Here is a 26,122-nt window from a genome sequence, read left to right as displayed (position 1 = left end):
CAGGCAGCGGTCGCGAATGCCGTTGCGGAAGTGATCCCATGAGATACCGGCTCCGCTGTGCGTCCTGTGTCCCCGGGGGTACCCGGTTCGCAGGGATGCCCTGGCGGTTTCTCCAGTGACGGGAGGCAGAGATGACGGGCCTGGATGGTCCGCGGGAGGCGGTCGCCCTGGCTCTGGACACCCTCGGCACGGGCGCTTACCTGACGGACGAGCGAGGCTTGATCGTCGCAGTCAACACGTGCGGCGAACAGCTCCTGGCCCGCCCCACCGCTGATCTGGTCGGCCGGGACGCCCACGACCTGCTGCACCGCACCAGCTGCGGAGAACTGGTGCCGAGGGCGCAGTGCCGCATGCAGGAGAGCGTTCCCGGCGGGCGCACGCAGCAGGGTGAGGGCGAGTGGTTCGAGCGCGGAGACGGCACCCTGCTGCCGGTGGGGTGGCTGGCTACCTCCTGCGACATCGGCATCCGTGAGTCGGCCACGCTGGTCCTCTTCCACTCCGCGGGGCGCCCCGATCGCCCGGCGCAGCGACCACCGGCCGGAGGACGGCTCCTCGAACTGGAACGGCTCGCTCTCCTCGCCGAGACGACCACCCTGCTCACCTCCACCCTGGACATCCACGAGGCGCTGCGCCGCCTGATCGGTCTCGTGGTGCCTCGCATCGCCGACTGGACCGTCATCGACCTGATCGGCGAGCGGGACGAAGTCCGGCGCTTCGCTGTCGCCCATGCCGAGGACGGCACCGTGAGGTTTCGCGAGGACCTCCAGGGGCCCATGCCACCGGTGCCGCAGGAGTCCCCGATGCCCCTGTCCCGGGCCCTGCGGGGCGTCGCGTCCTCCTTCGCCGGCCCCGAGACCTATCAGGGCCCGCCCGACTCCGGGATTGCGGTGGAGCAGCGGCGCCTGTTCGAGGCGACCGGCATGCACTCGGCCATCGTGGTTCCGCTCCGCAGCCTGCACGAGGTGATGGGCGCCCTCACCCTGGGCCGCGCCGACCAGCCCGAGCAGTTCACCGCGGCTGATACCGCCCTGCTGGAGGACATCGCCCGACGGGCCAGCCTCGCCCTGGAGAACGCCCGCCTCTACGAGCGCCAGCGCCAGGTCGCCGAGACCATGCAGCGCCATCTGCTGCCGAAGCTCCCGCGCTCGCCCGGCCGCGCCATGACCGCCCGCTACCTGCCCGCGCCGGACGCCTCCCACGTCGGCGGCGACTGGTACGACGCGTTTACCCTCACGGACGGCGCCATCGCCCTTGCGGTGGGGGACGTCGTCGGCCACGACCTGGAAGCGGCCGCCGGCATGGCCCAGCTGCGCAACATGCTCCGCGCATACGCCGTATCCCAGCAGAGGCCACCGAGCAAGATCGTGGAATGGCTCGACCATGCGACCCTGCACATCGCCGAGGTCACCATGGCCACGCTGGTCTTCGCCCGCATGAGCGACAAAGCCGACGGCAGCTGCGAGTTGTCCTGGACCAACGCGGGCCACCCACCTCCCCTGCTCGTCACCCGTGAAGGTGTGGCCCGTTATCTGACCGACGGCCACGGGATCCTGCTGGGCGTCACACCCGAGCAGGCCCGTCCCGACGCGACGGCGGAGCTGCCGCCCGGCGCAACTCTGCTCCTCTACACCGACGGCCTGATCGAGTCCCCGGGCCACACCCTGGACGAGGGCCTGGAGCGCCTGCGCCGGCACGCCGCATCATTGGCCCATCGCCCCCTGGAACCCTTCACGGACGAGTTGTTGGCGCGGGCGCGCCCACCGGACAACGACGACGACGTGGCCCTGCTGGCCGTGCGGCACGGGTCCGGTGGTCTTCTCGACGCGGGGACACCTTCTGATCCGTAACTCCGTATGCGGTTCTGTGGACGAAAATGTTGTCGCCTCGGTTGATCAGGAGCGCCGTTCGCCGTCAGTGCGGCCCGTGCGACCACCGTCCGCCCAGCATCGTGGCGTGCACCGGCGTCTCCCAGAGCGTGCGCGCGTCCGCCTCGCGGCGTCCACGTCCACGACCATCAGGTCTGCCGTGTCACCGACCCGGAGCTGCGAACGTCCCCGCGCCGCCGCCGCAAGCGCCGCCGCCACCGGGATCCGCTGCTCGGGACGCCAGGCGGGCCGCTCGTCGTCCGTCCGGTGTACGGCCGCCGCGATGCCCAGCCAGGGGGCGATCGGGGCCCGGTACGCCGTCGAGGCTCGTCATCAAGGCTCCGGCGGGTGAGGTCCCGGTGATCCGTGGCCGAGGCTACGCGGCGATGGCGTCGCGCAGGCGGGTGGAGCTGCGGTAGGTGGAGATGCCGACGGCCAGCAGCCAGTAGCTGAGGATCGCCCCCATCAGGGCGGTCGTGCCCCAGCCGTTCGCGGCGTAGAAGTGCGCGGGTGTGTTGCCGAAGAACAGGGACGGTACGAAGGCCACGTTGATCGCGGCCAGGACGTAGGCCGAGCGGCTGATCCAGCGGGGGAGCACGTCGGTGCGGGCGACGATGTAGCCGACCGCCGTCAGGAAGAGGCCGAGCATCAGCCGGGAGATCGATCCGTAGAGGATGTAGGTGCCGCTGACCGTGATGGTCGGATCGATCGGATGGTCGGCGGCGATGACCGCGCCGGCCTCCAGGCCCATGGAGACCAGGGTGATCGTCGCGTAGACCAGCCCCGTGGCGGAGGCGATCGAGCCTGCCAACTCGTAGCCGGGATGGGTGCGTTTGACCAGTTCACGGAAGGCCGTCACGAACACGACCAGGCATGCGAGGGCGACGATTCCCAGCAGCAGCCGGGCGAGTACGTTCGCGTCCGGCGGCGGGCCCGAGTAGACGAAGTACAGCGGTACTTCGACGATGAGTGCGGCCGCGGCGGCGATGCCGGCGACGCCTGTCAGGCGCCTGGCGAAGGCTTCGGTCATGGGTGTTCCCCCGAGTCCGTGAGGTGGATTCCGCGTCGGCCTGTGTGCCGACGTGATGAATCCTTCCGGCCGCGGGGCCCGCCGTCCCTGGGCCTGGGGACCCGATCCAGGGTGTCCCCAGCACCACCCTCAGCCCAGGGCCTTGTCCAGGTTGAAGGCCGCGCTGATGAGGGCCAGATGCGTGAACGCCTGGGGGAAGTTGCCCTGTTGCTCGCCGGTGTGGCTGATCTCCTCGGCGTACAGGCCCAGATGGTTGGCGTAGGTGAGCATCTTCTCGAAGGCGAGGCGTGCCTCGTCGATGCGGCCGGCGTGGACCATGGCCTCGACGTACCAGAACGAGCAGATGGAGAACGTGCCTTCGTCGCCGCGCAGCCCGTCGGGGCTCGCCATCGGGTCGTAGCGGTAGACGAGGGAGTCGGACACCAGGTCGTGGGTGAGCGCGTCGAGGGTGGACAGCCACTTGGGGTCGGTGGGTGCGATGAACTTCGTCAGCGGCATCATCAGGACGGCCGCGTCGAGCACGTCGTCGCCGTCCTCGTGCTGGACGAACGCCTGCCGGGTCTCGGACCAGCCCCGCTTCATGATCCGCCGGTAGATCGTGTCACGGGACTCGCGCCAGCGGGGCAGATCGGCGGGCAGACCGCGGCGGTTGGCCATGCGAATGGCCCGCTCGATGGCCACCCAGCACATCAGCCGGGAGTAGAGGAAGTTCTTGCGGCCGCCGCGGGTCTCCCAGATGCCCTCGTCGGGCTGGTCCCAGTGCTGGCACACCCACTCCACCAGCGTGCACACGTCGTCCCACTGGGCGCTGGATATGGGCTTGGCCCATTTGTCGTAGAGGTATATCGAGTCGATCAGGGCGCCGTAGATGTCGAGCTGGAGCTGGTCGGCGGCCGCGTTGCCGATCCGTACCGGCGCGGAGCCCTGATGCCCCTCCAGATGGTCGAGTTCGACTTCGGTGAGGTCGGTGCGGCCGTCGATGCCGTACATGATCTGCAGGGGTGCGGAGGTGCCGTCGGCGCACGGACTGACGTGCCGGGTGAGGAACCTCATGAACGCCTCGGCCTCTTCGGTGAAGCCGAGCCGCAGCAGCGCGTACACGGCGAAGGCTGCGTCACGTACCCATACGTAGCGGTAGTCCCAGTTGCGTTCGCCGCCCAGCTGCTCGGGAAGGCTCGTGGTCGGCGCGGCCACGATCGCGCCGGTGGGCGCGTAGGTGAGCAGCTTCAGGGTGAGGGCGGAGCGGTGCACCATCTCCCGCCAGCGGCCACGGTACTTGGAGGCCGACAGCCAGCGCCGCCAGTACGCCACCGTCGTGCCGAACTGCTCCTCCGCCTCCAGCTTCGCGCACCGGCGCGGCTCCACGTCGCCGCCGACCTGGTCCAGCGCGAAGACGGCGGTCTCGCCCTCGGAGAGCTTGAAGTCGGCCCGAACGTCCCGTCCGTCGGCCTCCAGCGGCACCGTCGCCGTCAGAGCGAGCGACAGCTCCTCGGATGCGAACACCGCGACCTCGCCGACCAGGCGCACGGTGTGCGGCCGGGTGCCGTAGTCGAAGCGCGGGGCGACCCGCGTACGGAACGGGATGGAGCCGCGTACGCACACCACCCGCCGGATCAGCCGGTGTCGCTCGGTCTCGACGTCGCCGCCGTTGAGCGGCATGAAGTCCTGCACCTCGCCGACGCCGTCCTCGGTGAAGAACCGGGTGATCAGCACGTTGGTGTCGGGGAAGTAGAACTGCTTGGTCTTCGCCGGCACGGCCGCCGCCAGCTCGAAGGAGCCGCCGCGCTCCGCGTCCAGGATCGCCGCGAAGACGCTCGGCGCGTCGAAGGCCGGGCAGCAGTACCAGTCGATGGTGCCGTCGGTGCCCACGAGGGCCACGCTGCGCAGATCGCCGATCAGCCCGTGCTCGGCGATCGGCAGATACCGGGGAGCGGGCTCCGGGACGCCCTGGTCGATCGCTCCTGAGCCCATCGCAGCCTCCCTGCCCCGACCCGCATCTGCGCTTCCAGCCTAGGCGGAATCAACCGGCCGGGCGTCTGGATCGCGCGGGCCGGGGCGCACTGTCGTGAGTCGGACCGTGACGACCGTGATACGTCCGCGAGCGGCACTCGACGTGCAGCCGGCCGCGCTCGACGAGCAGTCTCCGCAGCGCCTGCCCACGGGCGTCGCGGGACATGCCCACGCTCCGTTCCGCGAGGGCCCGTCGCCCCTGCCGGACCCCGCATGCGCCCGAATGCTTGATTCTGCTCGAAAGCTGGCTATATCTTGCAATAGCAATCAAGCGTGTCATCGCGTCAAGATCGAAGCAGGGGAGGGCCCGGCATGACCCATGTCGAGGACGAGCTGACCAGCCAGCCCGAGTGCTGGATACGTGCCGCGTCGGAGGTCGACCGCTACCGCGGAGCGCTCCCGGAGCCCGGGCAGCGGGTCGCGATCGTCGGGTGCGGCACCTCGTACTTCATGGCGCAGGCGGCCGCGGAACTACGCGAGGGCGCGGGACAGGGCGAGACGGACGCCTTCGCCGCCTCCGAGTTCCCCCACGGCCGCTCGTACGACCGTGTCGTGGCCCTCACCCGCTCCGGCACCACCACCGAAGTCCTCGACCTGCTGGGCCAGTTGAAGGGACGCACGCGGACCACGGCGATCACCGCCGACCCGGACACGCCGGTCATGGCGGCCGCCGACGACCTCGTCGTGCTCGACCACGCGGACGAACGCTCCGTCGTGCAGACGCGGTTCGCGACGACGGCGCTGACCCTGCTCCGCGCGCACCTGGGCCTGCACACCGACGCTGTCGTCACCGACGCCCGCACCGCACTCGCGACCCCGCTGCCCGAAGGACTCGTCGCCTGCACCCAGTTCACCTTCCTGGGCCGCGGCTGGACGGTGGGCCTGGCCAACGAGGCCGGCCTGAAGATGCGCGAGGCCGCACTCGCCTGGACCGAGTCCTATCCGGCGATGGAGTACCGGCACGGCCCCATCAGCATCACCACCCATGGCACGGCGACCTGGATGCTCGGCGAAGCCCCCGAGGGCCTGGCCGAGCAGGTGCGCGCCACCGGCGGCCTGTGGATCGCGGGCGGCCTCGACCCGCTCGCCGAACTGGTCGGTGTCCAGCGCCTCGCGGTCGCCGTCGCCGCGGCCCGCGGCCTCGACCCGGACCAGCCGCGCCACCTCACCCGCTCGGTGATCCTCGCGCCCTGACCGACCCGAAAAGCCCGAAGGAGAAGCCGTGCCTCTCGTCACCACCGGCGAACTGGTCACCCGGGCCGCCGCCGGGCGGTCCGCCGTCGCCGCCTTCAACATCATCACCCTCGAACACGTCGAGGCCGTCATCGCCGGCGCCGAGTCCGCCGAGGCCTCCGTCGTCCTCCAGGTCAGCGAGAACGCCGTCAAGTTCCGCTACGGACGGCTGCTCCCGCTCGCCCGCGCGGCCGCCGTCGCCGCCGAACGCGCCTCGGTGCCCGTCGCCCTGCACCTCGACCACGTCCAGAGCGACGACCTGCTGCGCCAGGCGGCGGACGCGGGATTCAGCTCCGTGATGTACGACGCGGCCCGCCTGCCCTACGAGCAGAACCTCGCCGCGACCCGGGCCGCCGTCGACTGGGCGCACGCCCAAGGCCTCTGGATCGAGGCGGAGTTGGGGCAGGTCGGCGGCAAGCCGGGGCCGGGTGGGCGGGAGGAGTCTGCCGCGCCCCCGCTGGACGCCCACGCGCCCGGCGCCCGTACCGACCCCGCCGAGGCGCGCGCCTTCGTGGGCGACTCCGGTGTGAACGCCCTCGCCGTCGCCATCGGCAGCACCCACGCCATGACCACCCGCACCGCAACCCTCGACCACGACCTCCTCAAACGCCTCTCGGCCACCCTGGACGTGCCCCTGGTCCTGCACGGCTCCTCGGGCGTACCGGACCACGAACTGGCCGCGGCGGTCGCGGGCGGCATCGCCAAGGTGAACGTCGGCACGGCCCTCAACATCGCCATGACGGGCGCGATCCGCGACTTCCTCGCCGCCCATCCCGAGGCGGTCGACTCACGCAAGTACCTGAGCGTGGGGAGGGAGGCGATGGTGCGGGCGGTGACCGGGATCATCCGGACCGTCGGCCGGCCCGCCGCCTGATCACTTCCTGACGGCCTTCAGCACCACGAACTTCGGGTCGCCGGCGACCAGTTGACTGTTGCCGAACACCTTGCGCAGCTTCACGTGGTATCCCAGGTGCCGGTTGCCGACCACCCACATCTCACCGCCGGGACGCAGCACGCGCCGCGCCCCGGTGAACATCCGCCACGCCGTGGTGTCCGTCGTCGCCTGGTGCGAATGGAACGGCGGATTGCTCAGCACGAGGTCCACACTCCCGTCCGGCAGCCCCGCCAGCCCGTCCCCGACCCGGAACTCCGCGTGCCCGGGCACCCCGTTCGCCTTGTACGTCGCCTCCGCCGAGGCCACCGCCTGGAACGACTCGTCCACGAACAGCACCTCGGCCGACGGCTCGGCCACCGCCACCGCCGTACCGACCACGCCGTTGCCGCAGCCCAGGTCCACCACCCGCCGGCCGCCGAGCGCGCCCGGCAGATGCTGCAGGAAGAACCGCGTGCCGATGTCGAGGCGGTCGGCGCAGAACACCCCCGCGTGGTTGACCACGGTGCGCCCCGAGACCGGGCCGATGCCCTCGGGCAGCGCATAGCTGTACGGCCACGGGTTGGCGGGCCGCTCCAGTGCGGTGTCCGGCGTGCAGAAGATCAGCCGGGCCTTCCGCTCGGCCAGCGAGGTGCGGGTCGGGCCCAGGATCCGCTCGAACAGCTGCAGCGTCGAGGTGTGGATCTCCTTCACCATCCCGGTGCCGACGACGACCGTCCCCTGGTGCACAGCGGGCGCCAGCCGCAGCAACTGGTCCTCCAGGAGCGCAAGGCTCTTGGGCACCCTGACCAGGAGGACGTCGACACGCTCGGGCGGCGGATCCTGCGTGGTCAGCAGCCGTACGGCACCGGTCTCGACGCCGGCTTGGGCCAGGTTCGCGCGGGTCGCTTCCTGCGCCAGGAGCGAGTCGGTGATCTGCACCGGCCGGTGCGCCGCGAGCGCGGTCACCAGGGCGCCCCAGCGGTCGCCGAGGACCACGACCGTGCCGGACAGCGGCACCTTCTCGGCTTCGAGGTGCCTGAGCAGGTACTCGTCGGAGGCGTCCCAGGCACGCAGCCTCTCGCGCGGGTCCTCGGGGAAACGGGCCAGCGCGAGCTCGCCCCACGGCGTCGTCATACGGTCGTTCATCGTGTGTCAAGGCTAGCCGAGCCGCAGCTCACGGCCGGTGGGGGAGGATGGATGACATGGATGCCGAGCTGTTCCCACGGGAGCGCACGCAGGTCGCGCCCGGCGCGGTGCACGTGCCCGGCTGGCTGGCCGCGGACTCCCAGGGCGAGCTGCTGGACGCCTGCCGCGAGTGGGCACGCCCACCCGCAGGCCTGCGCACGGTGCGCACGCCCGGCGGCGGCACGATGACCGCCCGACAGGTCTGCCTGGGCCGGCACTGGTACCCGTACGGCTATGCGCGCACGGTGGTCGACGGTGACGGCGCTCCGGTGAAGCCGTTTCCGGGATGGCTGGGCGAACTCGGCCGACGCGCGGTGCTGGAGACACTCGGCGAACCGCCGGAACCGTACGACATCGCACTGATCAACTTCTACGAGGCCGAAGCCCGCATGGGCATGCACCGCGACAGCGACGAGAAGTCCGACGCACCGGTGGTCTCCCTGAGCCTGGGCGACACCTGCGTCTTCCGCTTCGGCAACACCGGGACCCGCACCAGGCCCTACACGGATGTCGAGCTGCGCAGCGGCGACCTGTTCGTGTTCGGCGGACCGTCCCGGCTCGCCTACCACGGGGTGCCGCGCGTGTACGCGGGCACCGGGCCCCCGGAGTTGGGGCTGGCAGGACGGCTGAACATCACGCTCCGGGTCAGCGGCCTGTAGCCCGCTGTAACTGCGGATCATGGGAGACTCGCCCTCATGAGCGGCAAGGCGGACCCCCGGCCGACGGGGGAAGGGACCACCTCGAGGACGCGGTTGGACCGGGGGCGCGGTGCGCTCGGGCCCGCGTTGGAGCTCGTGCACACCGGGCGCGCGCCCACGAGGGCGGTGCTCACCGCCGAGCTCGGCGTCACACGGGCCACGGCCGGAGCGGTGGCCGCCGAGCTGGAGGCCCTCGGGCTGATCCGGGTCGACGCCCGGCCCGGCGCGGCGGCCGGCTCGCAGGGCAGGCCCTCGCACCGGCTCGCCGTCGCCGAGGACGGCCCGGTCGTCCTCGCCGCTCAGGTGCACGCCGACGGGTTCCGGGCGGCGCTGGTGGGTCTCGGCAGCCGCATCGTCGCCACCGCACCCGGCAGCGAGACCGTGGACGCCGACCCGGCGAAGGTCCTCGGCTCGGTGGTGGAGGCAGGCGCCGAGCTGCTGCGCTCGACGGGGCGGCGCTGCGTGGGCGCCGGACTCGCCGTACCCTCCGCGGTCGCCGAACCCGACGGGCTCGCCCTCAACCCCCTGCACCTGGCGTGGCCCGTCGGTGCGCCCGTCCGCCGTATCTTCGCCGAGTGCGTGCGCGCCGCCGGCATCACCGGGCCCGCCTTCGCCGGCAACGACGTCAACCTCGCCGCCCTCGCCGAGCACCGGCACGGCGCGGGCCGCGGCGCCCGGGACCTGCTGTGCGTGGCCACCGGGCACCGGGGTGTGGGCGGCGCGCTGGTCCTGGACGGCCGTCTGCACACGGGCAGTTCGGGCCTGGCCCTGGAGGTCGGCCACCTCACCGTCAACCCCGAGGGCCGCCCCTGCCACTGCGGCAGCCGCGGCTGCCTCGACGTCGAGGCCGACCCGCTGGCCCTGCTCACGGCCGCGGGCCGCGAGCCCGGCCCCGAGGTCAACCTCCTCCGGCAGGCCAACGACCTGATCCGCCACCACTACGACGATCCCGCCATCCGCACCGCGACCGAGACCCTCATCGACCGTCTCGGCCTCGGCCTCGCGGGCCTGGTCAACATCCTCAACCCCGACCGCATCATCCTCGGCGGCCTCCACCGCACGCTCCTCGACGCCGACCCCGAGCGCCTGCGCGCCGTCGTCGCCGACCGCAGCCTGTGGGGCCAGAGCGGCGGCGTCCCCATCCTCGCCTGCACCCTCGACCACAACAGCCTGGTCGGCGCCGCCGAGTTGGCCTGGCAGCCGGTACTGGACGATCCGCTGGGGGCGCTCGGCCGGTGAGGCCGCCGGCGCCTTTTGCGGTTCGGCACCCTCCCCGGAGAACCGGGCAGCCCGCTCGGCGGTGAGCCTGGGGGGCAGCCTGCCTCGGTCAGCCTGTCCTGGTCGCCCTTGAAGGCCGGGGCAGCGGGGCGAGCACGGGCCCCTACTCGGCCGTCTCCAGGATGCGCGTCCGCGGCGCCCCGGACAGGGCGGGTGCGTTGTCCGGCGAGGACCACACCGTCGTCCTGAGGAACCCCAGGAACCGCTCTGCGTCCGCCACGTCGTCGAAGTCCAGGTCGATGACGACGTACGCGGGATCGTCGACCGGGCGCTGAACGCGGTGGCGTCGTACGCCCGCGCTCTTCCGGGCGGACGCGAAGCGGTCGAAAGCCGTCTTCCAGGTGGCGAAGTCCGTGATCGGGTGCTCGATGTGCAGGGTCGCCATGGCTCCTCCTCAGGGGTTCTCGCGGTGCACCTTCATGCTGGGCGGCGGGCCGGACCGCCGTACATCCCAGATGTGTGGGGGATGGCGCGGCGTACGCTCGGATCATGGCCGACCAGGACCGGCTCGCAGCCCGCCACGACCGCATCGTCCGGCTGTGCGAGGCCGGTGGCGACGCGCGGGAACTGCGGATGCGGCTCCTGGACGAGCTGGGGGCCGCCGTCGGGTTCGACGCGTACGCGTTCCTGCTGACCGACCCGGAGACCGCGGTCGGCTGTGCACCGATCGCCGACGTGCCCTGTCTGGCGGAGCTGCCCCGGCTGATCCGTCTCAAGTACCTGACGCCGACCGGCCGGTGGACCGCGATCCGTGACCTCGCCCTGCTCAGCGACCACCCCGAGCCCGAGCGCGGTCCGCTCTGGCAGGATCTGCTGCGGCACCACGGCGTCCGGGACGTCGCCTCACTGGTCTTCAGGGACCGTCACGGCACCTGGGGCTTCCTCGACCTGTGGCGCCGCGACCGGGAGTTCAGCCGCGCGGAGGCCACCCACCTGGCCGGGCTCACCGCGCCGGTCACCGCCGCCCTCCGCCGCGCCCAGGCCGCCACCTTCGTCGTACGGCCCCACCAGGCACCGCGCCCCGGCCCGCTGGTGCTGCTGCTCTCACCCGGTCTCGACGTGCTCGGCCAGACCCCCGAAACGCACGCCTACTTGCGCGTCCTCGTGCCGCCCGAGCAGGGACGCCCGCCCGTTCCCGCCGGCGCCTACAACGTGGCCGCGCAGCTCCTCGCCGTGGAGGCGGGCGTGGACACCCACCCGCCACGCGCGCGCGTGCACCTTGCCGACGGGCTGTGGCTGACCCTGCGCGCGGCCCGGCTCGGGGAGGAAGGGCCCCGGGGGCAGCGCACCATCGCCGTCACCATCGAGGAGACCGCCCCGGGCGAACGGCTGGCCCTCTTCGGCCGGGCCTTCGCCCTCAGCGCACGCGAGCGCGAACTGCTCGGCCTGCTCACCAAGGGCGCCGACAGCCACACCGTGGCGCGCAGCATGTACGTCACCGAACACACCGTGCAGGACCACCTCAAGTCCGTGTTCGCGAAGACCGGCACGCACAACCGCCGGGACCTGCTCACCCGCGCACTGGGGGCGTGAGCCCGGCGGAGTTAGGCTCCGGAGCATGCGGATCTCGGTCTCCTCGGACATGGACGAACCCGTGGCGCGCTCGCTCGTCGCGGAACTGGGCAGACGCGGCCACGAGGTCGTACCCCATGGGGCCCTGAAACCCGGGGACGACCCCCAGTGGGCCGCGTGCTCCGAGGCCGCGGCCCGCGAGGTCGCCGAGGGAACCGCCGACCAGGCGGTGGTGTGCTGCTGGACCGGCACGGGCGCGTCCATCGCCGCCAACAAGGTGCCCGGCGTACGGGCCGCCCTGTGCACCGACGCGTACACGGCGGACGGTGCCCGCCGCTGGAACGACGCCAACGTACTGGCGCTCAGCCTGCGCCTGACCTCCGAGCCGCTGCTGGGGGAGATCCTCGACGCCTGGTTCGCGGCGCAGCCCAGCCAGGATGCCGAGGACCGGGAGAACGTGGAGCGCGTGGGACGGCTCGACACCGGCAGGACCACCCGCTGAGGACACGTGCCGCCGCTCAAGACCTCGACGATCACCTCTTGCTTACTTCGATAAAGGCGCTTTAACTTTGTCAGCATGATGTTGACCCAGCGGGAGCGCGAGATCATCGCGCTGCTGCGCCGCGACCCGCTGGCCGGGCCACAGGCGATCGCCGACGCCCTCGGCAGCACCCGGGCCGCGGTGAACGTGCACCTGTCCAACCTGGGCAAGAAGGGCGCCATCCTCGGCCGCGGCTACATCCTCCGCGAGGAGAACGCCGTCGTGGTCGTCGGCGGGGCCAACGTCGACGTGAAGGTACGCAGCCTCGCCCCCGTACGGCAGCGGACCAGCAACCCGGGGCGGGCCGGCACCACCGCGGGCGGCGTCGGCCGCAACATCGCGGAGAACCTGGCGCGGCTGGGCACCCCGACCCATCTGATCGCCGCCGTCGGCCGGGACGCGGCGGGCGAGCGGCTTCTCGCCGAGACCGCGGCGGCCGGGGTGCGCCTGGACCACATGCACCGCAGCGCCCACCCCACGGGGACGTACACGGCGGTCCTCGACGCCGACGGGGACCTGGTCGTGGCGGTCGCCGACATGGCGGCCACCGAAGCCCTGGCACCCGAGGACCTGCACCCGGCCCGCGAGCTGATCGCCCACGCCGACATGCTGGTCCTGGACGGCAATCTGCCCGCCGCGGTGCTGGCCCACGCGATGGACGTCGCGCAGCCCGCCGCCGTACCGGTGGTGATCGACCCGGTCAGCGCCCCCAAGGCGGCCCTGCTCGCACCGCTGCTCACCGACCGCCGCCCGGTCTTCGCCCTGACACCGAACCTCGACGAACTACGGGCCCTGCTCGGCCGTCCCGTCGGCGACAGCGAGGCCGAGGTGACGGCCGCCGCCGACACGCTGCACGCGCGCGGGGTGCGCCATGTGTGGGTACGGCTCGGGGCGCGCGGCAGCGTGCTGAGCACCGCCGGCGAGGAAGGGACCCTCCTGCCCGCACCGCCCGCCGAGGTCGCCGACGTCACCGGCGCCGGGGACGCCATGCTCGCCGCGTTCGTCCACGCCCTGCTCGCCGGCGGCGACCCGGTGGACGCCGCCCGCTACGGACACGCGGCCGCGGCCCTGACGGTGCAGAGCCCGGCGACGGTGCGCCCCGACCTGACCCCGCGTCTGATCGAGGACGCCCTGACCGACCCGACCGAACCGACCGACCTGAACGATCCGATGCGGAGCCAGAGATGACCACGCCCACCCCCGCCCCGACTCCCGCGACCCCCGTACCGCACCCGCGTCTCGTGCTGACCGACGAGGTCCGCGAGGCGCTGCGCGACGGGTGTCCCGTCGTGGCGCTGGAGTCGACGATCATCAGCCACGGCATGCCGTACCCGCAGAACGTGCAGATGGCCGTGGAGGTCGAGCAGATCATCCGCGAGGGCGGCGCCGTCCCCGCGACGATCGCCGTCCTGCACGGCCGGCCCCACATCGGGCTGACCCAGGCGGACCTGGAACTCCTCGCGACCGCGCCGGACGTCACCAAGGCCAGCGTCCGCGACCTCGCCTATGTCATCGCACGGGGCGCCCACGGCGCGACGACCGTCGCCGCGACCATGCGGCTGGCCGCCCTCGCCGGCATCCGTACGTTCGTCACCGGGGGCATCGGCGGCGTGCACCGCGGGGCGCCGACGACCTTCGACATCAGCGCCGACCTGACCGAACTGGCCGCGACCGGCGTCGCGGTGATCAGCGCGGGCGTCAAGAGCATCCTCGACATCGGCCTGACCCTGGAGACGCTGGAGACCCTGGGCGTGCCGGTCCTGACCTACGGCACGGACGAGTTCCCGGCGTTCTACTCGCGCCGCAGCGGCTTCACCTCGCCCATGCGCGTGGACTCGCCCGCCGAGATCGCCGCCGTGATGCACGCCCGCTGGGACCTCGGCATCCCCGGGGGCGTCAGCATCGCCAACCCGGTCCCCGAGGACGAGGAGGTCCCGGCCGAGCGCATGGACGGCGTCATCGCCCAGGCCCTGGCCGAGATGGACAAGGCCGGCATCACCGGCAAGGACACCACCCCCTACCTCCTCGGCCGGATCGTCGAGCTGACCGGCGGTGAGAGCCTGCGCACCAACATCGCGCTGGTCAAGAACAACGCCCGGCTCGGCGCGCGCATCGCCGTCGAGTACGCCGAGCTCGGCTGAGACCCGGGCCGCACCCCTCACAGGCTCCACAGCGCCGCCACCAGCGGCCGCCGTGGATCCGCCCGCCGTACGCACAGCCCGATCGGGAACTGCTCCGGCGGCGGATCCGCGGCAACCACCGCCAGCCGGTCGCGCACCGCACTGTGCTCCAGCACGAGCCGGGGCACCACGCCCGTGCCGCAGCCCAGGGCGACCGGCGTCAACAGCCCCTCGTGGCCGTCCGGTTCACAGGCCACCTCGGGTTGCACACCGCGGGCGCGGAACCAGCGGTCGGCCGCCTCGCGGACCAGCCCGCGGTGGGGGAGGACGAACGGACCGTCACCCACCCCGTGCACGAGGCGCCGGCCGCGGCGGCGAAACTGCGGCCGTCCGTGGACACCTCCGTCTCCTGAGGTCGTTGTCAGTGGCGGCGGCTAGCCTGCGGGCATGATCGAGACGATCGGCGACGACCGCCGCTTTCCGTCTGCCCTGGCCGCCGTGGCCGAGGTGGAGTTCGACTACGACGACGGCGAGGGCATCGACTTCGAGCCCTACACCGCCTTCGACTCCGCGGAGGAGAGCACCGACTGGATCCGTCACTGGACCGGCAACCACGAACTGGACGGCGACGCCTACCGGGTCTTCGGCCAGGACGGCACCGGAGGCCTCGCCGCCCTCTGGTGCACGCGGCCGGGGCGGCCCCTGGCCGAACAGCCCGTGGTGTTCCTGGGTTCGGAGGGGGAGCGGGGCGTCATCGCCGGCAACCTCTCCGACTTCCTGTGGGTTCTGGCCGACGGCCTGGGCCCGATGGAGGTCATCGAGTACGAGCAGCGCGAGGCCCGCCCCAACCCGACGCTGACCGAACTGGCCGAGCGCCACGCCACCACCCCGCGCCGCACCGCCCAGGAGATCGTCGCGCAGGCGCAGGCCGAGTTCCCGACCTTCTGCGAGGACCTGGACGAGCTCTGCCGTTGATGCGGGAGGTCAAGGACCGGCCCCATCCAGGTGCTGCGCCGCCCCATCACCGAGCGACCAGTCGGCCGACCCGTCCTCGGTCATGATGACGAAGACGTTGGGTGGCTCGGTGCATGCGCAGGCATGAGCGAGTTGGCCGGTCCGGCGGTGTGGCGCCGGTTCCTGGGCAGGCAAAGCCTCGCGCACGGCTCTGTCCGGGGCGTCCAGGCGGGCCGGATCGGCACCCGGCGCGTCGCTACGGGCCAAGGGCATGGGCGGTGACCCTGCCGGTCAGTGCCACTCGACAGCGAACGCCCGGCCCGGGTTGTCCGTGAGGACGCGGTTCATCAGTTCCTCACCCAGCTCCCGCGCGAGACGTGGTCGGATCCTGCGTAGCAGATACGGCATCCCCGGGCCGCCGTCGACCGACCGCGCCCCGGCGACCACCGTGTCCCCACCGAGCAGCAGCCGGTGCCCGAAACCCGCCGCCGCGAGGGCCCGTACCGCGTCCGGCATGCGCCAGTCGGTGGCGTGATGGGCGCGGGAGGGGCCGTCGAAGGCCAGCCAGCAGCCCGCCTCCGCGGCCTGGCGCTGGACCACGAGGTCGGGGCAGCGGTTGAGGTGGCCGAGGATCACGCGCTCGGGCGGGACGCCCAACTCGCCGCACAGCAGGTCCAGTACATCGAGTGCGCCCGTTCCCATCTCGAGGTGGACGGCGATCGGCGCCCCCGTGGCGTGGTGGGCCTCGGCCGCCGCGGTCATGGTCCAGCGGGCGTGCGCGTCGAGCGCATGGAAGCCGCCCGCCACCTTGACGAGGCCGGCCCGGACGCCCGATGTGCCGATGCCCTCGGTGAGTTCGGAGACGAACACATCGGCGAGCCTGCCGCGCAGCTCGTCGAGCAACTCCGGTGCGTAGTGGGCGGCTTGGTGCAGTCCGGTCGCGCACACCACGTGCACACCGGCCGCTCGGGAGAGGAGGGGCAGGTCGGCGGCCCGACGGCCCATCCCCAGCGGGGTCCACTGGACGACGCTCGCTCCGCCCGCCGCACGGAACGCCTCCAATTCGGCCCGCGCGGCGGCGGCGTCGTTCAACTCCTGGCCGGGCAGCTGCGGGCTCCGGAGGAAGAGATGGTCGTGCGCGTCGCACACCCCCAGGTCCTCGGGCCGCACGTCCCCCAGCACCGTGCGGACGCCGCTCACCACTGGCGCCCGCGCGGCAACTTCTCACGCCCCGGCGCCGACAGGTGCAGCACCTCGAACACATCGCCGTCGGCCTTCGGCGTGTCGTGCTCCCACAGCGAGAAGTGGACCAGCTCCCAGCGGCTGGAGTCCACGGCCGCCGCCGCAAGCACCGCGCCGTCCTCGTCGGCCAGCCGCACCGTCTCCTGCGCCGCGTCCGCCATGACGTCGGCCAACACCACGCCCTCGGGCATCGGTTGACGCCGCCGCACCGCGAACCGCGCCGGTGAGCCCGGCGCGCCGCCCTCCTCGTATGCCAATCCGGTCCACTGCCGCACCGACGGCCGCCCGAAGTCGTTGCTGAGCCCCTGGAAGGCGCCGCCCCACAGGAAGGTGTTCATGCCCTCCATGGTGTTCCACAGGTAGAACGGCGCGTACTGGTTGACCGGTGAGCCGTTCACACCGCGCTCTCGCAGGAGATACGTCTTGAGGCCGAGGCCCTCCCAGTCGTCCAGCAGATGCCCGATACGGGCGACACGGCCGCGGATGATGCCCGTGTCGTAGTCGGCGGGCAGCGTCAACTCGTACTGCATGGCGTGCATCGGATGCCTCCTCAGGCAGAAGAGCCGTTCGCGGGACGGTCCTCGGGACCGACGTGCGCGTCCCACTCCGTGGTGGTGCCGTCCTCGGCGGCCTCGACGACCGCGAGATGCGTCATGAAGGTGCGCGGCCCGGCGCCGTGCCAGTGCCACTCGTCCGGCTCGATCCACACGGTGTCGCCCGCGCGGATCGACTCCGGCGCGCCGCCCTTGCGCTGCACGAGTCCCTCACCCTCCAGGACGTGCAGCACCTGACCGTGCGGATGGCGGTGCCAGGCGGTGTGGGCGCCGGGCGCGAAGTGGACGTTGAACATGCGCAGTCGCGACGGGGCCGCGGGCGCGGCCAGCTCGTCGAGCCAGACCGAGCCGGTGAAGTTCTCCGCCGGGCCCTGCCGGGTGTCGGGGCGCTTCCTGGTGATGTGCACAGACCTGAACTCCTAACGCGGGGCGAGCAGGGAGAGCAGCCCTCGGACGCCGGCGTCGAAGGCGGCGGGGGAGCCGGAGGCGCGGGCGAGGACATAACCGCCCTGGACGGTCGCGAGGACGGTCGCGGCGATCTCCTCGCCGTCCAGCGAGGGCGCGAACTGCCCCTGCTCCTTGCCCTCTTCGACGATCCCGGCGATCAACTCCCGGATCGCGTCGAGCGTGTCGTCGACCGGCGCACGCAGCTTGTCGCTGGCGATCACGTCCGGATCCATCGTCAGCCGTCCGACGGGGCAGCCGCGCAGCACGTCACGGTCGCGCAGCAGATAGGCCTCGATGCGCTCGTACGGCGTTCCCGGCCCGCCCAGTACTCCCTCGGCGGTAGCCCGCAACTCCTCGGCAGTCCGCCTGATCGCCGCCAGGGCGAGGTCCGGCTTGCCCTTGAAGTGGTGGTACATGCTGCCCTGTCCGGCGCCCGAGCGCTCCAGGATCGCCTTGGGGCTGGTGCCCACGTAACCGCGCTCCCACAGCAGCTCACGGGTGGACTCGATCAGACGGTCCGAGGTGCTCTCCGAGGTGCTCATGCACGGACTGTACATACTAGTAGTTACAGAAGTCGAGCCTTTGGGGAGCAGCGGCCACGACCGCGCCTACTCCCCGGGAGGTACACGCACTGCCGCTGACCGTACGACGACCCGGACCCCTCCCCGGCGGGAGCCTCGAGCCATCACCACAAGACGCACCACAGACCCACCCAGGAGATGACCCGAGATGCAGACTTTCGCAGACTGGCACGGCGGCCCCGGCCCGTGGATCCTGTTCTTCCCGCTGATCTGGGCGGCCGTCGTGATCGGCGTCGTGACCGTCCTGCGCCGCACCGTGTGGCGCGGCCGCGGCGGCCCGTGGCGGCCCATGGGGGACCCCCGGCCCTCCGGCGACTCACCCCTGGCCGTGCTCGGCCGCCGCTTCGCCTCCGGCGAGATCGACGAGGACGAGTACTGGCGCCGACTGTCCGTGCTGGACGAGCAGTTCGGTCGCACCAAGGGCGGTGCGGCGTGACCACCACGACCGCCCTCCGTACGGCCGCCCGGGTCGTCGACGCCGTGAAGGTGTACGGCCGCGGCGACACCGAGGTGAGGGCCCTGGACGGGGTGAGCGTCGACTTCCCGGTCGGCCGCTTCACCGCGATCATGGGGCCCTCGGGCTCCGGAAAGTCCACCCTGATGCACTGCGCGGCCGGCCTCGACACCCTCAGCGCGGGCACCGCGTACATCGGTGACACCGACCTCGGGGATCTCGACGACCGCCGCCTGACCCTGCTGCGCCGCGACCGCGTCGGCTTCGTCTTCCAGGCGTTCAACCTGGTGCCGACGCTGAGCGTCGCGGAGAACATCACGCTGCCCCTGGACCTCGCCGGCCGCAGGGGCGACCCGGAGTGGATCGAGGCGCTCATCGACGTCGTCGGCCTGCGCGACCGCCTGCACCACCGGCCCGCCGAACTCTCCGGCGGGCAGCAGCAACGCGTCGCCGTGGCACGGGCGTTCGCCGGGCGGCCCGACGTCGTCTTCGCCGACGAACCCACCGGCAACCTGGACTCCCGCTCCGGCGAGGAGGTCCTCGGCCTGCTCGGCCGCGCCGTGCGCCAGACCTCCCGCACCGTCGTCATGGTCACCCACGACCCGGTCGCCGCCGCCCACGCCGACGAGGTCGTCTTCCTCGCCGACGGACGCCTGGTCGACCGTATGGAATCCCCGACCGCCGACAGGGTCCTGGACCGCATGAAAGCCCTCGAGGTGCCCTCGTGAACGCCTCCGTACGCCTGAGCGTGTCCTCCCTGCGCGCCCACAGACGGCGCTTCGCCGGCACCTTTCTCGCCGTGTTCCTCGGCGTCGCCTTCCTGGCGGGCACCCTCGTCATGGGCGACACACTGCGCGCCGGCTTCGACTCGATGTTCGGCCACGCCACCAGCGGCACGGGCGCCGTCGTCCGCAGTGCCGACGCCATCACCACGCCCGGTGAGAGCCAGGGCGTGCGCCAGCCGGTCGACACGGCCCTGGTGAACACCCTCGAACGGGTGCCCGGGGTCGCGGCCGCCGCACCCGACATCGAGGGCGCCGGCCAACTCGTCGGCAAGAACGGCAAGCCCATCGGCGGCAAGGGCCCGCCCACCCTCGCCGGCAACTGGATCCCCGACGCCAGGCTCAACCCGTACCAACTCGCCGAGGGCCGCGCCCCGCAGAAGTCCGGCGAGGTCGTCGTCAACCGCGGCGCCGCGAAGAAGGGCAACCTGAAGATCGGCGACACCACCATCCTCCGGACCCCCGACCCGGTCAAGGTGACCATCGTCGGGCTGGCGACCTTCGGCGGCGAGGACGGCATGGCGCAGGTGACCTTCACCGGCATGACCCGCGCCGACGCCGAGAAGTACCTCACCGCCCGCCCCGGCGAGGCGGCGAGCATCAAGGTGCGGGCGGGCCCCGGCGTCAGCGAGAAGGAACTCGTCGCCCGCCTGACCCCCGTACTCCCCGAGGGAGTCGAGGCGATCACCGGTCAGGCCTCGGCCCAGGAGAACACCGACATGATCTCCAGCCAGTTCCTGACCATCTTCACCACCTTCCTCCTCGTGTTCTCCGGCATCGCCCTCCTCGTCGCGACCTTCTCCATCCACAACACCTTCGCGATCGTCGTCGCCCAACGCGCCCGCGAGAACGCCCTGTTGCGTGCCCTCGGCGCCTCCCGCCGCCAGGTCACCGCCACGACCCTGATCGAGGCCACCGCCGTCGCCGTGACCGCCTCGGCGACGGGCCTCGCGGGCGGCATCGGCATCGCCGCCGGACTGCAGGCCCTGTTCCCGGCGATCGGATTCCCCTTCCCCGACGGCAACCTGGTCATCAGCGCCCTGTCCATGACCCTTCCGCTCGCGGTCGGCATCGTGGTCTGCCTGGGCTCCGCACTGCTGCCCGCCGTACGCGCCGGCCGCACCGCGCCGCTGGCCGCCCTGCGCGAGACGGCCGTCGACACCTCCGGCGCCTCCCGCACCCGCGCCGTCACCGGCATGGGCCTGGCCGCCCTCGCCGTAGCCACCACGCTCAGCGGAGTGCTCGTCTCACCGTCCCTCTGGATGGCGGGACTCGGCGCCGCACTGGCCCTGGTGGCTTTCGTGGTCCTCGGCCCGGTCGCCTCGACCACGGCCGTACGCATCCTCGGCGGCCCGCTCGACACACTCCGCGGCGTCACCGGCGGCCTCGCCCGCCGCAACGCCCTGCGCAGCCCCAAGCGGACGGCCGCCACCGCGAGCGCTCTGATGATCGGCGTGGCCGTCGTCTCCCTCTTCACCGTCTTCGGCGCCTCGCTGAAGGCCACCATGGACCAGACCGTGTCCCGCTCCTTCGCCGGCGACGTCGCCGTCAGCACACCCTCCTTCGGCGCGGGCGGCAGCGGCCTGAGCCCCCGGCTCGCCGGCGCGATACAACAACTCCCCGAGGTCGACACGGCCGTGGGCCTTGGCCGCGGAGTGGCGAAAGTCGACGGCAGGGGACGGGCGTTGACCGTCACCGACCCCGTCGCCCTGGAGCGCACCTTCGACCTCGGCAAGGTCGACGGTTCACTCCGCACCCTGGGCACCGACGGCATCGCCCTCACCAGAACGGAAGCCGACAACCAACACCTGTCCACCGGTGACAGGGCCCAACTCACCTTCACCGACGGCAAGAAGCAGACCTTCACCGTCCGAGCGGTCTACGGCCGGTCGGAACTCGCCGGGGACTACGTCATCACCCGCGCCGCCTGGGCCCCGCACCGCACCCAGGACTCCGACACCCTGATCGCCGTCTCCTTCAAGGACGGCGTGAGCACGGACGCCGGCAAGGCCGCCGTGCGGAAGGTCGCCGCCCGCTACGGCAACCCCCAGGTCCAGACCCGCAGCGAGTACGCGCAGTCCTCGGCCGGAGGCATCGACATGATGCTGACCCTCGTCTACGCCCTCCTCGCCCTCGCGGTCCTCATCGCACTGCTCGGCATCGCCAACACCCTCACCCTGGCGATCCACGAACGCACCCGCGAACTGGGTCTGCTCAGGGCCGTCGGTCAGACCCGCCCCCAACTGCGCGCCATGGTCCGCTGGGAGTCGGTCCTCGTCGCCGCCTTCGGCACGGCCGGCGGCCTGGGCCTCGGCGCCTTCCTCGGCTGGGTCCTGGTCAAGGCCTCGGACGGCGCCGACGACAGCGCCTTCACGTTCGCGATCCCACCCACGCAACTCGCGATCGTGGCCCTGGTGGGCCTTGCAGCCGGCGCCCTGGCAGGCCTGCGCCCGGCCCGACGGGCGGCACGCCTGGACGTCCTGCGCGCCATCGCCACGGAGTGACCGACACCGGGCAACGTGGCGGTCAGCGGCCGCCCTACAGCTGGCGGTACAGGCCCTCCAACGCCCACTGCACCGCCGGACACCGGCCGGGAGGGAGCCGTACGCGACTCGGGCGCCCCGAAGGCGACCGACCCGTCCAATACGGTCACCGCCCGGTCAGCCGGGAACGGCGGACCGGGCGGGAGCGTGCGTGGACCTGTGGCTGTCGGCCGCGTGCTCGAGCTCCACCAGCCGGCGGGCCGGCGTGTCGGCCGTACGGCGCGGAGGGCGGGCCGGGGCAGCCACCGGAGCGGGTGTCGTGGGCAGCGCGAACCAGACGACCTTGCCCGAGTCGCCGTCCGGGCGCGCCCCCCAGCTCTCGCTCACCGCGGCCACCATGGCCAGCCCGCGCCCGGTGGTGGCGGAGGCTTCGACGTCCCGCACCTCGGGCAGGCGGGGGTCGTGGTCGTGCACGGAGACCATGAGCCGGTCCAGCACGAGCTCTATCTCCACGGTGCACTGTTTGTCGGGCTGGGCGTGCAGGTGGACGTTGGTCAACAGCTCCGTCACACCGAGCGCGGCCCGGTCGATGAGTGCGTCCAGATGCCAGTAGCGCAACTGCGCAGAGACGATTCTGCGGACCTGGCCGATCCGCGACGGCAGGGCTTGCAGCTCTACCGTGCAGTGCCTGCTTGGGTGACTGATCACGGCTGCGACTCCCCGACTTAAGAGGTCCGGAAGAACACGGAGTACGGATCCAGCAGGTGCCTGAGGGCCTGGCCACCTGCCGTCGTGCCCGGCGGGCTGGTTCGCAGCGTTATCGCCGGTAAACCCAGAGTGACGTGAGAACAGCGTGACCCAGGGGGCGCGGGAGCGCAACTCGCGATCGGCTGCGCCGACCGCGCGGGTGCAGGCCCGCCTCCGGCCTGTCGGCCCTGTCAGCCGCCCCGCCCCGCCGCTTTGCGTACGGCCTCGATGAAGCGGCGCGCCGCGGGCGGCCCCGGCTCGCCCGGCGCGGGGTCGTGCTCGCCCAGGGTCAACAGGTACCGCTTGCCGTTGAGGTCCGCGAGCGCCCGGTCCTCCGCGGCGAACCAGGGCTTGGAGGCGCGCACCGCCTGCACCGGCGCGCTGTCGATCTCGGTGCCGTAACTGGTGAGCAGCGCAAGTCTGCCGTCGCTGATCCGGACCTGCCCGGCCCGGGTGAGCGAACGCAGCCGTTTTCCGATCCGCACGCCCGTCGCCGTGAACTCCGGCTCCGCCATGCCGCCGCCCCCTTGTGGCCGTCCGGTGCGCTGGACCGTGCTCCTGCGCGGATCGTGATCCAGCTCGTGTCGTGATCCAGTGTGCGCCCCCGTTCGGTGCAGTCTGCCCCCACCCGACGTCTGGCACCAGTACGCACGACACGCTCGGGGCGGGCGCCCGGAGCACTCGCGCGAATGCGCCCCCACCTTCGCCCCGCCCCCGTCCCCAGGGTGTTCTTTGGGGTGCTCAAAGGTGCGTTTATGCAGGTGAGAAGCGTGCGCAAGGTGTTTATGATCGGTGCGTCGGCCGCGCCACGCGCCGTCGGCGCACAGCCTAAGGAGCATCCGTCGTGAGCACCCCCCAGCAGACCCGGACCGGCAAAACCCTCGATGTCGACCACAGCGACGCCGCCTATCGCGACTGGCTGAAAGAAGCCGTCCGCAAGGTCCAGGCCGATGCCAACCGCTCGGCCGACACGCATCTGCTGCGGTTCCCGCTGCCCGAGAAGTGGGGGATCGACCTGTACCTGAAGGACGAGTCGACCCACCCGACCGGCAGCCTCAAGCACCGGCTCGCCCGCTCGCTCTTCCTCTACGGACTGTGCAATGGCTGGATCCGGCCGGGCCGCCCGGTGATCGAGGCGTCCAGCGGCTCGACGGCCGTCTCCGAGGCGTACTTCGCAAAGCTGATCGGCGTGCCCTTCATCGCCGTCATGCCGCGCACGACGAGTGCCGAGAAGGTCCGCCTGATCGAGTTCCACGGCGCGCAGTGCCACTTCGTGGACGACTCCCGCAAGATGTACGACGAGTCGGCCCGCCTCGCGGTGGAGACCGGCGGCCACTACATGGACCAGTTCACCTACGCCGAACGGGCCACGGACTGGCGCGGCAACAACAACATCGCCGAATCCATCTTCCGCCAGCTGGAGTTGGAGCGGTTCCCGGAGCCCGCGTGGATCGTGGCGACGGCGGGCACCGGCGGCACCTCGGCGACCCTCGCGCGCTACGTCCACTACACCCAGCGCGACACCCGCATCTGTGTGGCCGATCCGGAGAACTCCTGTTTCTTCGAGGGCTGGACCACCGGCGATCCGGACGTCACCAGCGACTGCGGCTCACGCATCGAGGGCATCGGCCGGCCCCGTATGGAGCCGAGCTTCGTGCCCGGTGCCATCGACCGGATGATGAAGGTTCCCGACGCGGCCAGCGTCGCCGCAGTACGGGCGCTGGAGCAGGCCATCGGCCGCAAGGCGGGCGGCTCCACGGGCACCGGGCTGTGGAGCGCGCTGAAGATCGTTGCCGAGATGGTGGCCGAGGGGCGGCAGGGGAGCGTGGTGACGCTGCTGTGCGATCCGGGGGACCGGTACCTGGACAAGTACTACTCGGATGCGTGGCTCTCCGAGCAGGGGCTGGAGATCGAGCCGTACGCGGCGGCGATCGATGCGCTGCTGGAGACGGGCGTCTGGCCCTGCTGAGCCGCTCCGCGGGGTGCCGGCTGTCGTCTGCGGCTTCGTCGTGGCTGGTCGCGCCCGCGCGGCGGAGCCGCACATCGACACAGCCCCGCGCCTTTGAAGGGGCGCGGCTGAACCGTAGCGGACTTGGCCTGCTCAGTCCTGGCGGGCGAGCCGCCGGTCCAAGGAGATGACCGCGTCCCGGAAGGCCCGCCCCAGCCCCGCGCGCGCCGCCTTCACCGCGAAGCGGAACGGTGTCGTGCCGTCCGCGGCGAAGGTCCACTGCACGCGGGTGCCCGTCCCGGTCGGTACCAGTCGCCACTCCTCGGCGAGGGCGCGGGCGCCCGGTGCGTTGGTGACGTCGACCCGGTAGGCGTACACCTCCGGCTCCTTCGCCGCGATGACCGTCTCCCGGAAGCGCCCGCCGCCCTTGAGCCGGATGTCTCGCCCGGCGCCGTCGTCGAGGGACCGCGCGTGTGTCACGGCCGCGAACCATTCCGCCCACCCCGGCACATCGTCGTTGAGGGCGTGGAAGACCGCCTCGGGTGTCGCGGAGATCTCCTGGGCGAAGACCAGACGCACGGGTGCGGTGTCGATGAAGTCGAGCCCGACGGGACGCAGACGGTGGGCCATGAACGCGAACCCCCTTGGCGCAGAAGGGTGGTTGACCGGGGCGTCGTCACGATAGCTGGCGACCCGTCAGATGTCAGCAGCGCCCCGAGAAGTCAGCTTTCCGACTCGCCCACCACGACCAGCCGGCGCAGATGCTCGGAGATCTCCTCGCGCGCGTCGCCCGCCAGACCCGCGTCCGTCACCAGCGTGTCGACCTGCTCCAGCGCCGCGAACGAACTGAGCCCCACCACGCCCCACTTGGTGTGGTCGGCGACCACCACGACCCGCCGCGCCGACTGCACCAGGCGCCGGTTGGTCTCGGCCTCCGCGAGGTTCGGCGTCGACAGGCCGGCCTCTACCGATATGCCGTGCACACCGAGGAAGAGCACATCGAAGTGGAGCGCCGCGATCGCCTGGTCGGCCACCGGCCCCACCAGCGAGTCGGAGGGTGTGCGCACCCCGCCGGTCAGCACCACCGTGGCCGCACCCTGCCGGGGGCCGGAGGTGCGCTGCGCCGCATGGAAGACGTCGGCCACCCGCACCGAGTTCGTCACCACGGTCAGGTCCGGCACGTCCAGCAGATGGTGGGCCAGCGCATACGTCGTCGTACCGCCCGACAGGGCGATGGCGGTACCCGGCGCCACCAGTTGCGCCGCCGAGCGGGCGATGTCCTCCTTGGCCGTCAGCTCAAGGCCCGACTTGGCCTCGAAGCCCGGTTCGTGCGTGCTCGCCTCCACGACCGGCACCGCGCCGCCGTGCACCTTCTCCAGCACGCCCTGGCGGGACAGTGCGTCCAGGTCGCGGCGCACCGTCATGTCCGACACGCCGAGCTTGCGGGTCAGCTCGTTCACACGGACCCCGCCCCGGCGCCGGACCTCGTCCAGGATCAGGGCGCGCCGCTGCTCCGCGAGGAGGTTCTGATTCTCGCTCACGTACGCTCCGGTCCTTTCGCCTCAAGCCGTCCGACACGCCCTG

The 26,122-nt window shown here is 72.1% G+C and carries 26 protein-coding genes and 1 pseudogene; 14 read left to right on the top strand and 13 right to left on the bottom strand.

Annotation, left to right across the window (positions count from 1 at the left end):
- Positions 1 to 131 precede the first annotated feature (131 nt).
- Positions 132 to 1,847, top strand: a complete 1,716-nt coding sequence (locus ABD355_RS04410; RefSeq protein ID WP_344398695.1) for a SpoIIE family protein phosphatase — start codon at positions 132 to 134, stop codon at positions 1,845 to 1,847.
- A 394-nt stretch (positions 1,848 to 2,241) separates the two neighbouring features.
- Here ABD355_RS04410 and ABD355_RS04405 read toward each other — a convergent pair whose 3' ends face one another.
- Entirely contained in the window at positions 2,242 to 2,895 is a 654-nt protein-coding gene (locus ABD355_RS04405) for a hypothetical protein (RefSeq protein WP_344398694.1), read from the bottom strand.
- Positions 2,896 to 3,024: 129 nt separating this feature from the next.
- Positions 3,025 to 4,866, bottom strand: coding sequence for a glycoside hydrolase family 15 protein (locus ABD355_RS04400; RefSeq protein WP_344398693.1), 1,842 nt, complete (start codon positions 4,864 to 4,866; stop codon positions 3,025 to 3,027).
- Positions 4,867 to 5,217: 351 nt separating this feature from the next.
- On the opposite strand from ABD355_RS04400, the gene ABD355_RS04395 reads away from it, so the two are divergent.
- The gene (locus ABD355_RS04395) at positions 5,218 to 6,099 is read left to right on the top strand and encodes an SIS domain-containing protein (protein ID WP_344398692.1); all 882 of its coding nucleotides are present in this window, start codon (positions 5,218 to 5,220) and stop codon (positions 6,097 to 6,099) included.
- 28 nt (positions 6,100 to 6,127) lie between these two features.
- Positions 6,128 to 7,012: a class II fructose-bisphosphate aldolase gene (locus ABD355_RS04390; protein WP_344398691.1), complete on the top strand. Its 885-nt coding sequence runs from the start codon at positions 6,128 to 6,130 to the stop codon at positions 7,010 to 7,012.
- On the opposite strand, the gene ABD355_RS04385 is transcribed toward ABD355_RS04390, so the two are convergent.
- The gene (locus ABD355_RS04385; protein ID WP_344399042.1) at positions 7,013 to 8,146 is read right to left on the bottom strand and encodes a methyltransferase; all 1,134 of its coding nucleotides are present in this window, start codon (positions 8,144 to 8,146) and stop codon (positions 7,013 to 7,015) included.
- A 68-nt stretch (positions 8,147 to 8,214) separates the two neighbouring features.
- Between ABD355_RS04385 and ABD355_RS04380 the strand changes: the two genes are divergently transcribed.
- Both ABD355_RS04380 and ABD355_RS04375 read left to right on the top strand, forming a co-directional pair.
- Positions 8,215 to 8,856: an alpha-ketoglutarate-dependent dioxygenase AlkB family protein gene (locus tag ABD355_RS04380; protein ID WP_344398690.1), complete on the top strand. Its 642-nt coding sequence runs from the start codon at positions 8,215 to 8,217 to the stop codon at positions 8,854 to 8,856.
- Between the two features lie 36 nt (positions 8,857 to 8,892).
- Entirely contained in the window at positions 8,893 to 10,134 is a 1,242-nt protein-coding gene (locus tag ABD355_RS04375; protein ID WP_344398689.1) for an ROK family protein, read from the top strand.
- Positions 10,135 to 10,276: 142 nt separating this feature from the next.
- On the opposite strand, the gene ABD355_RS04370 is transcribed toward ABD355_RS04375, so the two are convergent.
- A complete protein-coding gene (locus tag ABD355_RS04370; protein WP_344398688.1) occupies positions 10,277 to 10,558 on the bottom strand; it encodes a hypothetical protein in 282 nt (93 codons plus the stop codon).
- A gap of 104 nt (positions 10,559 to 10,662) precedes the next feature.
- Between ABD355_RS04370 and ABD355_RS04365 the strand changes: the two genes are divergently transcribed.
- From ABD355_RS04365 to ABD355_RS04350, 4 genes are all read left to right on the top strand, one after another.
- On the top strand, positions 10,663 to 11,706 hold the full coding sequence (locus tag ABD355_RS04365) for a helix-turn-helix transcriptional regulator (RefSeq protein ID WP_344398687.1): 1,044 nt from the start codon (positions 10,663 to 10,665) through the stop codon (positions 11,704 to 11,706).
- A 25-nt stretch (positions 11,707 to 11,731) separates the two neighbouring features.
- Positions 11,732 to 12,187: an RpiB/LacA/LacB family sugar-phosphate isomerase gene (locus ABD355_RS04360; protein ID WP_344398686.1), complete on the top strand. Its 456-nt coding sequence runs from the start codon at positions 11,732 to 11,734 to the stop codon at positions 12,185 to 12,187.
- Between the two features lie 75 nt (positions 12,188 to 12,262).
- Complete coding sequence (locus ABD355_RS04355) at positions 12,263 to 13,414, top strand: PfkB family carbohydrate kinase (protein WP_344398684.1); 1,152 nt, start codon at positions 12,263 to 12,265, stop codon at positions 13,412 to 13,414.
- A complete protein-coding gene (locus ABD355_RS04350) occupies positions 13,411 to 14,367 on the top strand; it encodes a pseudouridine-5'-phosphate glycosidase (protein WP_344398683.1) in 957 nt (318 codons plus the stop codon). The genes ABD355_RS04355 and ABD355_RS04350 overlap by 4 nt, the downstream gene beginning before the upstream one ends.
- 17 nt (positions 14,368 to 14,384) lie before the next feature.
- On the opposite strand, the pseudogene ABD355_RS04345 reads toward ABD355_RS04350, so the two are convergent.
- Positions 14,385 to 14,687: pseudogene (locus ABD355_RS04345) on the bottom strand (LysR substrate-binding domain-containing protein); the annotation flags it as partial.
- 106 nt (positions 14,688 to 14,793) lie between these two features.
- On the opposite strand from ABD355_RS04345, the gene ABD355_RS04340 reads away from it, so the two are divergent.
- Entirely contained in the window at positions 14,794 to 15,321 is a 528-nt protein-coding gene (locus ABD355_RS04340) for an SMI1/KNR4 family protein (RefSeq protein WP_344398682.1), read from the top strand.
- Between the two features lie 270 nt (positions 15,322 to 15,591).
- Here the strand turns inward: ABD355_RS04340 and ABD355_RS04335 are convergent, their stop codons facing one another.
- The 4 genes from ABD355_RS04335 to ABD355_RS04320 are packed head-to-tail and all read right to left on the bottom strand — an operon-like array spanning position 15,592 to position 18,100.
- Positions 15,592 to 16,503, bottom strand: a complete 912-nt coding sequence (locus ABD355_RS04335; protein ID WP_344398681.1) for a phosphotriesterase family protein — start codon at positions 16,501 to 16,503, stop codon at positions 15,592 to 15,594.
- Positions 16,497 to 17,081 carry a DUF4865 family protein gene (locus ABD355_RS04330; RefSeq protein WP_344398680.1) on the bottom strand — a complete coding sequence of 195 codons (585 nt, stop codon included), beginning with the start codon at positions 17,079 to 17,081 and terminating at the stop codon, positions 16,497 to 16,499. The genes ABD355_RS04335 and ABD355_RS04330 overlap by 7 nt, the downstream gene beginning before the upstream one ends.
- Positions 17,082 to 17,092: 11 nt before the next feature.
- On the bottom strand, positions 17,093 to 17,503 hold the full coding sequence (locus tag ABD355_RS04325; RefSeq protein WP_344398679.1) for a (R)-mandelonitrile lyase: 411 nt from the start codon (positions 17,501 to 17,503) through the stop codon (positions 17,093 to 17,095).
- 12 nt (positions 17,504 to 17,515) lie between these two features.
- Positions 17,516 to 18,100 (bottom strand): TetR/AcrR family transcriptional regulator, encoded by a 585-nt coding sequence (locus ABD355_RS04320; RefSeq protein ID WP_344398678.1) that lies wholly within the window; start codon positions 18,098 to 18,100, stop codon positions 17,516 to 17,518.
- Between the two features lie 172 nt (positions 18,101 to 18,272).
- On the opposite strand from ABD355_RS04320, the gene ABD355_RS04315 reads away from it, so the two are divergent.
- Genes ABD355_RS04315 through ABD355_RS04305 form a run of 3 tightly spaced genes read left to right on the top strand, consistent with a single transcriptional unit; the run spans position 18,273 to position 21,864 of the window.
- Positions 18,273 to 18,560 carry an SHOCT domain-containing protein gene (locus ABD355_RS04315; RefSeq protein ID WP_344398677.1) on the top strand — a complete coding sequence of 96 codons (288 nt, stop codon included), beginning with the start codon at positions 18,273 to 18,275 and terminating at the stop codon, positions 18,558 to 18,560.
- Positions 18,557 to 19,306 (top strand): ABC transporter ATP-binding protein, encoded by a 750-nt coding sequence (locus tag ABD355_RS04310; RefSeq protein ID WP_344398676.1) that lies wholly within the window; start codon positions 18,557 to 18,559, stop codon positions 19,304 to 19,306. Before ABD355_RS04315 ends, ABD355_RS04310 begins: the two co-directional genes overlap by 4 nt.
- A complete protein-coding gene (locus ABD355_RS04305) occupies positions 19,303 to 21,864 on the top strand; it encodes an ABC transporter permease (protein ID WP_344398675.1) in 2,562 nt (853 codons plus the stop codon). The genes ABD355_RS04310 and ABD355_RS04305 overlap by 4 nt, the downstream gene beginning before the upstream one ends.
- A 156-nt stretch (positions 21,865 to 22,020) precedes the next feature.
- Here the strand turns inward: ABD355_RS04305 and ABD355_RS04300 are convergent, their stop codons facing one another.
- Both ABD355_RS04300 and ABD355_RS04295 read right to left on the bottom strand, forming a co-directional pair.
- A complete protein-coding gene (locus ABD355_RS04300; RefSeq protein ID WP_344398674.1) occupies positions 22,021 to 22,551 on the bottom strand; it encodes an ATP-binding protein in 531 nt (176 codons plus the stop codon).
- A gap of 230 nt (positions 22,552 to 22,781) precedes the next feature.
- The gene (locus tag ABD355_RS04295) at positions 22,782 to 23,105 is read right to left on the bottom strand and encodes a hypothetical protein (protein WP_344398673.1); all 324 of its coding nucleotides are present in this window, start codon (positions 23,103 to 23,105) and stop codon (positions 22,782 to 22,784) included.
- A gap of 329 nt (positions 23,106 to 23,434) precedes the next feature.
- On the opposite strand from ABD355_RS04295, the gene cds1 reads away from it, so the two are divergent.
- Complete coding sequence (gene cds1, locus ABD355_RS04290) at positions 23,435 to 24,559, top strand: L-cysteine desulfhydrase Cds1 (RefSeq protein ID WP_344398672.1); 1,125 nt, start codon at positions 23,435 to 23,437, stop codon at positions 24,557 to 24,559.
- A 132-nt stretch (positions 24,560 to 24,691) separates the two neighbouring features.
- On the opposite strand, the gene ABD355_RS04285 is transcribed toward cds1, so the two are convergent.
- Both ABD355_RS04285 and ABD355_RS04280 read right to left on the bottom strand, forming a co-directional pair.
- Positions 24,692 to 25,168, bottom strand: coding sequence for an SRPBCC family protein (locus ABD355_RS04285; RefSeq protein ID WP_344398671.1), 477 nt, complete (start codon positions 25,166 to 25,168; stop codon positions 24,692 to 24,694).
- 92 nt (positions 25,169 to 25,260) lie between these two features.
- Entirely contained in the window at positions 25,261 to 26,079 is an 819-nt protein-coding gene (locus ABD355_RS04280; protein WP_344398670.1) for a DeoR/GlpR family DNA-binding transcription regulator, read from the bottom strand.
- Between the last annotated feature and the right edge of the window lie 43 nt (positions 26,080 to 26,122).

The organism is Streptomyces longisporus (assembly GCF_039532765.1).
Lineage (GTDB): Bacteria > Actinomycetota > Actinomycetes > Streptomycetales > Streptomycetaceae > Streptomyces > Streptomyces longisporus.
Note: the sequence above shows the minus strand (reverse complement) of the source record. Positions and strands in the feature narration are given on the sequence as shown.